Here is an 11,394-nt window from a genome sequence, read left to right on the forward strand (position 1 = left end):
TTGACCGATGTTTTAAGTCTTTTTATTTAGAGCGCTTGCCCTGATCAGTTGTATGGCAGCTCCATGGCTTATGTTTGGCATTTTCGCGAATATTTTCGTCAACAAATTGATAATAGCCCTCTTTAAAATGCGTCCACCAATCGTCCGAAATGTCGGCTCTGTGCGTTCGAACTATATTCTCGATGCCATCCAGTTCACAATGCGTCGCATCATAACCAATATGAAGCGTGTTGGATGACTCTTCAAAAGACACTGCATCAACGCCGATGGTTGAATCTATATCTCTGATAATTAGGTCTAAATTGTCCGCAGTCACACCCGTCAGTCGAAGGTGACGAATTACTAAATTTAATTCACTCACACCAACTCTATGATGTTTGTTACTCATTGTTTTCTCCTGCCTATAAATATATTGATACCTTCGACCATCGCGTTTTACAAAAAACGTTAATTGCCATATTGTAGATTTGAACTGCTTAATTTAGGGAGCCAAGCAGGCGTGTTATCTTTGTATGCTAAATAACGCTCCCCAAATTCGGCTATCGCAGCCTTTTCTTCACGTTTCGCTAAGCGAATATAGACTAGTGTCAATATTGGAAACATGATCAATGTCGGGATGGTGGGCCATTGCAATAAAAAGCCAAACATTATGATAATAAAAGCTAAATACTGTGGATGGCGACATCTTGCATACCAACCTGTATTGGCAAGCGAATGGTTTTTCTGCGCATGATGTAGAACGTTCCACGCAGAAGATAAAATAAAGAAACCAGCAACTATGAGTACATTGCTAATAATGTGCAATATGCTCCAATGGGCATCCCCCTCAAGACCTGAAATCGTTTGGAGCAAATGTCCATTTTCATGTGCAAAAAAATCTGTGTTTGGGTAAAGCTCTGTTAACCAGCCTGACAAAAAATAGATGGTGAGTGGAAACCCATACATTTCTGTGAACAAAGCAAATATAAAAGCGGAAAAGCCCCCAAGCTTCTCCAATCGGTCTTTGATTGCGGTTTTACAAAGCTGAATGCAAAAAATATAAAAATGGCCGAATTTATGAAAACTAAGCCCCACAGGCCATAGTCGGATTCACCGTGCATCGTTTTCTCTCTTTTCTTCGATGTTTGTAGTTGTTTTCTGTTGAGGCCTTTCTTTGAACGTCATTTGGTCCTCTTCTGTCTCTTTTTGCTCGTTATTATGACGACCGTGCCCGTGACTCCCATGCATAAAAAAATGCATAAAGGGGCAAAGTAACAGAATCAGGTAAGGCAAATATGGCCACACATGCTCGCCATGCTCAAAAAATAAAGAGTAACTCGCAGCAGCAATGAGTCCCAGTGCAGCCCAGCCAGAGGGCGTTTTCCAAAATGACAAATTTGAATTGCTCATATTTATTTTCCTTTTTGAAAGCTAACGAATCATTGAACCGTTATCTTCCCTTTATACATTTGCATTTGACAGTGAAACGCGTACTCACCTGATGGTAGCGCTGGAAGTGATATAACTGTCTTCTTATTTAAAGGTAGCCGTTCTGAAATATCTAAATCGGGTATTGATAGCATTTCTGCGCAGGGAGTCGCATCAGCTCGATGAAATACTATTTGTCTTTCTTCATTCGCTCTGATTTTGATGTGTGCTGGTTGGTAAATACCGTCTTTTACCAAGACCTCTAACGAGCCTTCAGCGATACTAATATTGTGTGCTTTGTACAACCAAAACCACCAGACGATTAGAACAATAAGCGCAATTCCTACAAGGTTGATCCATAGCATCATCACAATCTCCTAATGCTCTTTTGCTTTAAACAATCGCAAACGATTGGCGTTGGTGACGACTGTTAGTGATGAAAACGCCATCGCAGCACCAGCTATTACTGGACTTAATAAAAGACCGAAAAATGGATATAAAACACCGGCAGCGAATGGAATACCCGCAACGTTGTAAATAAATGCTCCGAATAGGTTTTGCTTAATATTGGTTAGAGTGGCTTTACTCACCGCAATTGCGTCAGCAAGGCCATGAAGAGAGCCCCGCATTAGCGTAATGTCAGCGCTTTCAATGGCTACGTCAGTACCTGTACCTATTGCAAAGCCTACATCTGCGTGAGCTAGGGCGGGTGCGTCATTAATACCGTCACCTGTCATACCCACAATTTCTCCCATCGTTTGATACTCAGCTACTTTATTTGCTTTTTCCTCAGGCATAACTTCAGCCACAAACTCTGTGATACCTGCTTTTTCAGCTACTGCTTTTGCCGTTGAACGATTATCGCCAGTTAGCATTACTACCCGAATTCCATTGTTCTGAAGGCGCTTTATTGCATCAATAGAATCAGTTTTGATTGGGTCGGCAACTGCAATTACTGCAACAAGTGATGAATTAACCGCAAAATACATTGGGGTTTTAGCTTCAGAGGCTAAGCCTTGGGCTTTTTCGACGTAGTCGCTAATGTCAATATTTCGCTCTTTCATTAGCTTTTCGTTACCGAATAAAAGGGTATCGTCCTCTAACATCGCTTCCACTCCTTGCCCAGCAATGGAAGAAAACTGAGTCACTTTCTTAGGTTCTATGTTTTTTGCTTTGGCACTTTCAACTATCGCCATTGCTAGGGGGTGCTCTGAGCCAGCTTCGATACTCGATGCGAGCATTAGCACTTGTTTTTCATTTTGACCGGGTGCTAACAATACATCAGTTACCTTAGGTGCTCCCTCGGTAATAGTGCCTGTTTTGTCTAGAATCATCGTAGTAATTTTACTTGCTGTTTGCAGCGCTTCGCCGTTTCTTATCAACACACCCGCTTCTGCGGCTTTGCCTACTCCTACCATTACTGACATCGGTGTCGCTAAACCAAGTGCACATGGACAAGCGATGATGAGAACTGTTGTTGCCGACACAATTGCGTAAGCAATAGCTGGAGAAGGCCCAAAGTTTAGCCAAACTAGAGCGCTTATTACGGCGATGATCATAACAACGGGCACGAAGTAAGCTGAAATGATATCGGCTAAACGTCCTATCGGAGGCTTTGAATTTTGAGCGCGTTTTACCATGTTGATAATTTGAGCAAGCGCCGTATTTTTGCCTACGCGCGTTGCCTTAAAAATAATTGAGCCTGATTTATTAATCGTACCAGCGACGACTTCTACCCCCTCTGTTTTTTCTACAGGCATCGGCTCACCGGTCAACATAGATTCGTCAACTGTGGAGTGTCCTTCTACCACCACGCCGTCTACTGATATTTTTTCACCTGGCCTGACTCGAATAAGCTCATCGAGCAATACTTGTTCTATTGGAATGTCTTCATCTTTATCGTTTCTAATAACACGGGCTGTTTTAGCTTGCAGGCCAATTAAACGCTTAATCGCTTCTGAAGTCTTACCTCGCGCTTTAATCTCAAGAGCTAAGCCAAGATTGATTAAACCAATAATCATTGCAGTCGCTTCAAAATATACGTGTCTTGCCATTAGGGGAACCACATCAGGAGCAAACACAACCACCATTGAGTAAAGCCAAGCAGTTCCTGTTCCGAGAGCTATTAATGTGTCCATATTCGCAGAATGATTTTTAAATGAATTCCAAGCGCCCACATAAAAGTGTTTACCCGCAAAAACCATTACGCCAAGAGTCAGCAATCCGACGGTTAACCAAACGAGTCTTTCTGTAGTAGTTGTTACTGTCATTTCGCCAACGACCAGACTGTAAATCATCAATGGCACACCAAGCGACAACGCAACGGCCATTTCGCGCATTAATTTTTTGTAGTATTGCCAGTCGGCTTTTTCTTTTTCGTCCAGAGCTTCTTGCTCAGAATCGCTGTCGTCTAATTTTGCTTTGTATCCGGCTTTTTCCACTGCTTCTATAATATTTGAAACCGATGTATCTCCAGTTACCGTGACAACACGCTGAGCGAAGTTCATCTCTGCTCGTTTAACTCCAGGCAGATTGTTTAACGCCGCCTCAATTTTGTTGACGCAGCTGGCACAACTGGCTCCTTCAATTATAAATCGATTTTCTGATAGATTATTGGGCTCTTGGTTGGTTATGTCTTTGACCGCAGGAGTTTCGCTCGCAGATTGGGCTTGCTTGTTACAACAACAGTTATTCGCTGTCTTTTCGGTAACTTTTTCAGTTGCTGTCATTTAGACTCCGTCGTGTTATTGGCGCGTTTAACTTTTTTCTGTGCTCTGTATTTGTATAGATTCATTTTTTTTTGACTCTAATTGCATAGTAATTAGGGGCAATACGGGAACAAGACAAAAAGCAATAAGGTTGCTTTTATATTAAACATAATTTTAACGGTGTAAGATGCTAGGAACACGGCACTGGCATTACAGTTTGATTACTTTTCTGTCATTTATGAGATAAATATAATTGGTATGCGCAAAAACGACAATGTGAACGGCTACTAATTGACTAGAAGACTTTTAGCTAGAAATTGGACTCACCCAACATTATGAACATCTTTAGGCTATTATTCGCGAGAAACGAGGTCATGAGTAATCAATGATGTAGCCCTGAATTTTAAATTAAATTACCACTGACTACGCACAACTTTTTGCGCTTCGAGATAAATATTGATAAGTGAAGATTCACAAAAATGTATCATACTTTGTGGACGTTTCGACTGGCTGGATTGCCCAAGATAGCGGACGGATCTGTTTAGATGAATTTTATCCCTTCAGAGCGATAAACAGACATCAGATGGTCAGCTCGGGAGAATAGACCCCTAAAGACAAATATTAGAAATTCAGATTTGAAAATTCGGGGCTGGCCACACTTCGTAAAGCAGAAGCTCTAGACTCAATCAGATTTGGCCTGATGAGGCGTAAATTTCTTGATTAAAGTTAATTATGCACAAAATATAGGATCTGTAATTGCGATTGTTGATATTGCCCCAACTGTATTAGTAATCCGAATTGTAGGTGAAAAATAGTTTGAATAGTAATATTGAACATTTGGAAAAAACTCTTCCAGAGGACTTGACCATTTCACTCAGGCAGTTTGAGAGTGAAGAGTTTGCAAAAAAATTTGGAGAAACTTGCATATATATTTTGAGCGAGCTCTCCAAACGTTTCAATTTGTCTAATTTGGACGGAGTAACGATTGCTTATGATTATTCGAGTGAGGTAGCGGCAATAGATCGAGGTTCTAATGGTTTTGGTGAATTAAAACCAAGCACTGGTGATATAGAAGGAATCGCAATGGCTCCCGCAGTAATGCGAGACGGTAAAATCAAATCTCATCTTATATTAAATGCTAATTATCTAGTTCCTATGCTAGATTTTAACGGAGAGCATGTAGAAAAAGGTATAAACGTAATCAATCGCACACGAGTGTGCGCATGTAGAATCAAATCACGCATTTTACGACTGCTTTCCAGAATATTCATACGGTAAAATAATTCGTAGCGTAACCGAATATCTAAGAATACTTGCTGGTCAGGCATCTTGGGATGAGTATTTTGCAACAAAGCTTTCCGCCACGATCGGAGACAGTGATCCAAAAGCTTTTCAAGAGACTTTTTTACGTGTTCTAGATACATCCGAAAAATCCATTCACTCAGTTCTTATTGACTACCAGCAACATCATGATGTAACTAAAGGTATCGAAGAAGTGGGAAACGCAGTTATTGAATTAATGAAGTTTGCTTCATATATGATTGGTGACTGCATAGGTAGAAAAGAAAACCCTTCAGAAATACCAAATGTAAAAGCAGCATTGGATAAAAGCTGGTTCTCACCTTATTTTTTCGAGTTGGTTAACTCTCTTAACGCACTCGATGAAGACTATCCTAATTGGCCTTCGTTTGAACCTTTTGAACGAGTTATGAGGCTTTACGATACCGTTTTAGCCCACTATGGTGTAGTTGTAGAAAGTAGCGATTCAGATTCACCTTACGTTCATTTTTATAAAATGCCATTTTATGATGATTACTTATAACAACACGTTTAATTTTTTAACTGACCGAGAAAAGAATGCTGAACGTCATTCCATTGATAACATATTAAGCTCAAACAAACCTGAGTCCTCGATAGGCAAACAATGGACATTAAACGCCTTAATAATCGACATCCGGTATGGCTGTCCTGCGTCGTACAAGCTATTGATTGACTTATTAAGCATAAATTCCCGGATATACCAAATTAATTGCTTCACGCACATCATCTGTATAGTTGTCTTCCACAGAATCTAGATACCTGTGAAACTCATCCCAGTTTCCTACAGAAAATATCTTTGTATCATAAGGTTCTAAAAGCATTAATTCAGGGTTCTCGCACCATTGCTTCATGGCCCTGTCTATAAAAATTGCATCGCTGTAAGGACCGAAAACAGAAATGCACTCAGAATCATAGAATAGTCCGGCCAGTTTCCGGCGTGCATTGATGGGGTTAGTGTATGCTCCGTTCTTGACCATCTTTCGTAAAACCGCAAAGATTCCACACGAAACCTTTATATTTGGAATGCTTGTAAAATAATGCGATGAAAAAAATGCGCTTATTCTGCTTAATCGCTCATCAATTTTCATGGTTGTTCTATCACAATGAAGTAGCGATTCTACGTACATCGTGTCCATTGGGGCATCCATATAACTCATCAGGTTTCCAGTTCCAACATTGGCAACCATCTGCAAATACTGATTAAGCAAAGATATCCCGTATCCTCTGGCCTCCATACTTACATCTTCTTCGAAGGAAGTTGTCAGTTTTGCCCAGTCCGGGAACAGATTTACCAGACCTTCGATTGCAGCAGCCTTTCCTTGTCGCATAGCCTCTAAGTCTCCCAAGTAGGGACGTAAATCGATCCAAATATAATCATCCCATCCATGGATTTCATCGCGAAATGCATCGCGCTCTTCGATAGGTTGAATAATTTCTGAATTGGACCTAAATGCGTCAAATAATCGATGCATTTGTTCCAGCTTGATCTCGTAGGCTTCTCTAAATTTATAGCCGCGTGCAGTTTGCTTTATGAATTTATAGAGGTTTTCTTGTTGCTCGTGTCTCCACAAGTGCGTTTCGTCTGTATGAACGGATGAATATGGACATACAACTAATTGCCTAGCAGCCATGTCTTTTATGCGATTGGCCGCATCTATAAATGATCGCTCTTGATCCCTAAAAGCATGAGACAGAAAAAACTGATCAAGATAAATTATCTTTTTTCGAATATCTGGGAGAGGGAACATTGTCCGTTCTCCACAACTATTACACCCTCTATTTAGGATGTTTCTACTGACATTGACGTTCCCATACTTTCCTGTAACACCGCACTTGGGGCATGGTTCATCGAGATATCTGGATATCAGCACGCTTTTTTCCTTGTGAGCTTAACAACTTAATATCGAACCCATGGGTCATTTATATAATTTGTTGGTTTTAATATATTAACTGCCGTGTTGCCAAAGATATATTTTTAATCATTAATTAATTTTTTAAGAAGATAAAACGATCATAGGAACGTTTTTTTGAATATAGGAGTAAGTCATTGAAACGTCTGTTTTACGCACTTTGTAGTCTATCAGTCATCTTTGACTGGCATCAATAGACAAGGATCAGGCTTTCCAAAGGCAGGCTCCAAACTGCTGTTTCAGATAAGAGAAGAGCGGCCGGTCGGAGTATATCAATAATCAAAAAGTAGTATGATACTCTTTTGTAAAGCATGACACTTTCGGTGTTTGTCAGCCTACACCAACCTACACTATTGTAAGTTTCCCAGAATACACATTCATCGCGCTATAAAACTCATACTCGCCTGGCGGATAAGCGGAAAAGTTCACCGATACTTGTTTATTAAGTTTGAGTCTTATCGATAATCCTAGCTCGGGAAAAAGTAGGTATTCAGAGCATAAATTTGAATCCGTTCTCAGAAAAACAATTTGATTAGCTTTACTAGCTTTCAATTTAACCCTTGGGGGTTGATAGTGAAAGTCTTTTACCTCGACTAAGATACTGTTGTGTCGATGTCGCTTTTTAATGTGCTGGCGAAAACTTAGTATTAGTAGTAAACATATTAAAAACAATGCGCCGCTAATCCATGGCATTTTAGAATCCTTTTATATAGTTCGCTGAACAGCTACTTTTTGTTTATAAAGAAACGCTCGTTCAAGCGATATTTAAGTTGGTTGGTACGTCTTGATTTATCAGGAGAGCGAATGAAAAAAAATAGGGCAGCCATTGCTACCCTCATTGGTTTGAGCAATGTCTAATTATTTATCGAACTCCACCATATCATGTTGGTATATTTCTCCTGTGACCACACTAGCGGTTGCAAAGTGTTCATCCTGCTTTTCTCCGAGACTCACTTTGCCCACAAACTCACGAGAATAGCCAGTTTCACCCTCATTTATAACAAGCTTATCCATTACCGTTCTGTAAACGTTAAATACATCGCCTGTTTCGAGGCTTTCTGTGTTTGCAACGCAAATAACAAGAGTGTTGTCATCTTTGACACTAACAACTTGGCCGCTCATTACATAATCATGGTATAAACTGTTGGCACAACCGCTTAGAAGCGCAGTTGCGATTAATATCAGTGTCGCTAATCTTAGTGTTTTATTCATTTCAAATTCCTTTAATACGTTTATCCTTAGCTCAAAACGCAACTACCTTGCTATCAAGCGGCGCAAACCATCATGCATATTAGTTGCTTGGCATCTATTTGTGTTCATGCACCTTTTTGGATTTTTCTACGGTATGCCCCATCATTTGCTCCATCATCTGAAGGCGCTTTTCCATCATGGACATTTTCATTTCAGCAGACATTTCCTTGCCATGCATCATGCTTGAATCACCTTTAGACTGATGCATCATGCCCATCATGTCTTGCATGCTTTTAGCATGCTCATTGAGCATTTGTTCTCGTTTCGCTGGGTCGTTTTCTTGTTTTGTTTTCTCTAAGGCACTGTTCATTTTTGTAATGTGTTCATTCATCTTTTCTATCGATGCATCATCCATCATATTCATCGGCATATGCGATTTATCGCTGTGTTGATGCGCACTGGTGATACTTAATGGGGAAAACATCAAAAGTGAGGAAAAAGCGATTATAAGTAGGTTTTTCATATTCAATTTCCTTGTTGTTGAGTTAATGATTTCTGTCTTTCGATGCAAACAAAATCTGCTTCTTGCATCAAATTTTGAAATGTAACTGTAATTCAAAATAAACGTTGTTTCACGGCAGAAGCATTACAATTTGATTACCTTTTGGTAATCAAACTTTGTGTAGTAATTAACTTGCAGGAGGGTTAAGCGGACTAGCATGAAAATGCGAAAGGTGGAAAAAAAATTTTGACAATAAGATAAACGCTGCCGACCCATTAATAACAGGAAATCGACAGCGCGGTGTTTTTAATTAGACCAATGAATATGCGTGATTTTCCAATCATCATTCAACTTTTCTAAACCTATGGTTTCGTTCCCAATATGGTTTACTTCTTTTCCTTTGTATTGCCCTTTCACCAAGCTTCTCGACAAAGATATTGCATGTGTGCCGTTTTCTTTTACATGATGCTCTATAATCTCAATTTGCATTTGTGACAAATACTTCATATCAGAGAGCATATGATGACTTGCATACTCTTGGGCGCTTCGCTCCACACCCTTTCCTTCAAAAATTAAAACATCATCTGCCAAAAGGCTTGCAGCTAAGTCGCCATTCCCTGTTTCTAAAGCTTTATGAAATTTAAGCACTAACGTCGCTGCATCGGAATCTGTTCCGCTAAAGTACTGTGATTCTTCGTTGTGTTTCTCATCTCCATGAGCATTAACTACTGCACTAAATGACAATAGAAATGCAAAAACAGTCAAGGGTCTTAAAGCAGTCATTTTCATAAACATTTTCCTTTTCTTATTTTGGCGAAAACGCCGATTATTTATGTTAAAGGTTCGGGCTCAGCGCAGTAGTTAACAGCGCTGTAAGAGACAAAATGAAAAGCCCAATAATGAACTCAAATTTGATTGATTTGAGTAATTTAAAGCGCACATTTTGATCGTTAGGTAGCCTAGGTACCCAAAAAAACTTATGCCCAGCTGCTAACGTGAGCATTAGAGCAACTGCAAAAAGTTTGGATAAAAAGGCAAGTCCATATTCGGTGAATATAAGGGTCGATGGGGAAGACAGTAGCTGTATCAACATTACTACACCAACCGTGACTAAGATAAACACCAACACTATGGCAATGTTACCGTAACGTTTCATGACGAAAGCTAATTCGGAGTGATTGAGTAATCTACAAGCAGTAATCAGTGGGTATAACGAGCCTACCCATGTCAAACCAATGAGGGAATGGATAACAATTTGAATTTCGCCCAACGTGACAAACTGACTAGCATGTCCGGTCAGGGAAAAAGTAAACGCTAGCGGCAATGAAAACATTGCGGTGCTTGTTAGCAGTAGCTTGAATGACACTAAACTCTGGTCACGTTTGAGTTTTTGTAATAGAAACCACGTAAGCAACGCGAACAAAACAAAGATAGCGCTACGAATTGCGGCAATAGTTCCTACCTGTGAGTGCCACATCATCTCCACCATGAAAGGAGAAAACATACCCGCTAATCCTTTCTCCGCCATATAGCCAGTCTGAAGAAAAAAACCAGCGACACTAGCAAAAAAACCAACAACTGAAAGCCGAAAAGAATAGTTTAAGGTAACCAGTTGCCAGCTTTTATGAGCCTTGAATGCTACGCGCTGCTTGCTGCCTTTTAAAAGTAACAAAGTAGCGCTAGAGCTCATAACACCCATCATCCCTAAATAGACTAGGAATTTGCCTAACACTAAAAATGCGGTCCACCATTCTGGCAACATATCGATTTACCTATTTAACTCTTGATAACTAATGAGTCATACCTGAATGATCCATCGAAGTATTTTTCATGTCTTTGTGCTTCATTCCTTTCATTTTTTTGCTCACATGCACCATAAATGAAAGCTGTCCCTTCATTTTATGACCGTCATCTCCCATAATGGTCCATGAGACTACGTAAGTATCCACAGCAAGCAAAGGTAAGCTGAAACTATAGTTTTTGTTTGCGTCCATCGAAGGTTCAAAGCCAACATCCACAAGCTCACCTTTTTTACTTTTAACCTTTAAGTCAACAAGACGCACATCATCTGCAAAATTGAGAGCCAGGTTGTCTGGACTTTCCATCAACATAGCATTGTCTTTCGGCATTGATGAGGCCAACGATGTATGAGCATATGCTTGTATGCTTAAGCTCATACTTAAAACAAAAAGTGCGATGGTTATTGATTTCATATTATTTCCTTAATAGATAGTTTGTTTAAATAATGTAGTTGTTCTTGTTTGTTGTCGTAAAAAGTGAATCGTTGGTGATAGGCCGAATTTCACAGACGCATAGTCGCGGGCGAAAAAGTTCGCCACGCTACTACATGTCAATA

General features: G+C 39.9%; 13 protein-coding genes and 1 pseudogene. 2 read left to right on the plus strand and 12 right to left on the minus strand.

Annotated elements, in window-relative coordinates:
• Window positions 1–22: 22 nt before the first annotated feature.
• From ACOJRU_RS09550 to ACOJRU_RS09570, 5 genes and pseudogenes are all read right to left on the minus strand, one after another.
• Complete coding sequence (locus ACOJRU_RS09550) at window positions 23–388, minus strand: cation transporter (RefSeq protein ID WP_421131525.1); 366 nt, start codon at window positions 386–388, stop codon at window positions 23–25.
• A 59-nt stretch (window positions 389–447) separates the two neighbouring features.
• Window positions 448–1,100 (minus strand): annotated as a pseudogene (locus tag ACOJRU_RS09555) (methyltransferase family protein).
• Entirely contained in the window at window positions 1,090–1,389 is a 300-nt protein-coding gene (locus tag ACOJRU_RS09560; protein ID WP_421131526.1) for a DUF2933 domain-containing protein, read from the minus strand. The pseudogene ACOJRU_RS09555 and the gene ACOJRU_RS09560 overlap by 11 nt, the downstream one beginning before the upstream one ends.
• 29 nt (window positions 1,390–1,418) lie before the next feature.
• Window positions 1,419–1,775: a cupredoxin domain-containing protein gene (locus ACOJRU_RS09565; protein WP_421131527.1), complete on the minus strand. Its 357-nt coding sequence runs from the start codon at window positions 1,773–1,775 to the stop codon at window positions 1,419–1,421.
• Window positions 1,776–1,784: 9 nt separating this feature from the next.
• A complete protein-coding gene (locus tag ACOJRU_RS09570) occupies window positions 1,785–4,136 on the minus strand; it encodes a heavy metal translocating P-type ATPase (protein ID WP_421131528.1) in 2,352 nt (783 codons plus the stop codon).
• A gap of 795 nt (window positions 4,137–4,931) precedes the next feature.
• Between ACOJRU_RS09570 and ACOJRU_RS09575 the strand changes: the two genes are divergently transcribed.
• Both ACOJRU_RS09575 and ACOJRU_RS09580 read left to right on the plus strand, forming a co-directional pair.
• Window positions 4,932–5,393 carry a hypothetical protein gene (locus ACOJRU_RS09575; RefSeq protein WP_421131529.1) on the plus strand — a complete coding sequence of 154 codons (462 nt, stop codon included), beginning with the start codon at window positions 4,932–4,934 and terminating at the stop codon, window positions 5,391–5,393.
• A 217-nt stretch (window positions 5,394–5,610) separates the two neighbouring features.
• A complete protein-coding gene (locus ACOJRU_RS09580; RefSeq protein ID WP_421131530.1) occupies window positions 5,611–5,937 on the plus strand; it encodes a hypothetical protein in 327 nt (108 codons plus the stop codon).
• Window positions 5,938–6,112: 175 nt separating this feature from the next.
• On the opposite strand, the gene ACOJRU_RS09585 is transcribed toward ACOJRU_RS09580, so the two are convergent.
• The 7 genes from ACOJRU_RS09585 to ACOJRU_RS09615 all read right to left on the minus strand — a co-directional run bounded on the left by ACOJRU_RS09585 (window position 6,113) and on the right by ACOJRU_RS09615 (window position 11,251).
• On the minus strand, window positions 6,113–7,183 hold the full coding sequence (locus tag ACOJRU_RS09585; RefSeq protein WP_421131531.1) for a hypothetical protein: 1,071 nt from the start codon (window positions 7,181–7,183) through the stop codon (window positions 6,113–6,115).
• 507 nt (window positions 7,184–7,690) lie between these two features.
• Window positions 7,691–8,038: a cupredoxin domain-containing protein gene (locus tag ACOJRU_RS09590; protein ID WP_013783923.1), complete on the minus strand. Its 348-nt coding sequence runs from the start codon at window positions 8,036–8,038 to the stop codon at window positions 7,691–7,693.
• A 165-nt stretch (window positions 8,039–8,203) separates the two neighbouring features.
• Window positions 8,204–8,557: a hypothetical protein gene (locus ACOJRU_RS09595; RefSeq protein ID WP_013783922.1), complete on the minus strand. Its 354-nt coding sequence runs from the start codon at window positions 8,555–8,557 to the stop codon at window positions 8,204–8,206.
• Between the two features lie 94 nt (window positions 8,558–8,651).
• Complete coding sequence (locus ACOJRU_RS09600; protein WP_421131532.1) at window positions 8,652–9,059, minus strand: hypothetical protein; 408 nt, start codon at window positions 9,057–9,059, stop codon at window positions 8,652–8,654.
• A gap of 285 nt (window positions 9,060–9,344) precedes the next feature.
• Window positions 9,345–9,827 carry a YybH family protein gene (locus ACOJRU_RS09605; protein WP_421131533.1) on the minus strand — a complete coding sequence of 161 codons (483 nt, stop codon included), beginning with the start codon at window positions 9,825–9,827 and terminating at the stop codon, window positions 9,345–9,347.
• A gap of 46 nt (window positions 9,828–9,873) precedes the next feature.
• Window positions 9,874–10,800 carry a copper resistance D family protein gene (locus ACOJRU_RS09610; RefSeq protein ID WP_013783919.1) on the minus strand — a complete coding sequence of 309 codons (927 nt, stop codon included), beginning with the start codon at window positions 10,798–10,800 and terminating at the stop codon, window positions 9,874–9,876.
• A gap of 28 nt (window positions 10,801–10,828) precedes the next feature.
• The gene (locus ACOJRU_RS09615; protein WP_421131534.1) at window positions 10,829–11,251 is read right to left on the minus strand and encodes a copper resistance CopC family protein; all 423 of its coding nucleotides are present in this window, start codon (window positions 11,249–11,251) and stop codon (window positions 10,829–10,831) included.
• Window positions 11,252–11,394 lie beyond the last annotated feature (143 nt).

The organism is Alteromonas algae, assembly GCF_049117195.1.
Classification (GTDB): domain Bacteria; phylum Pseudomonadota; class Gammaproteobacteria; order Enterobacterales; family Alteromonadaceae; genus Alteromonas.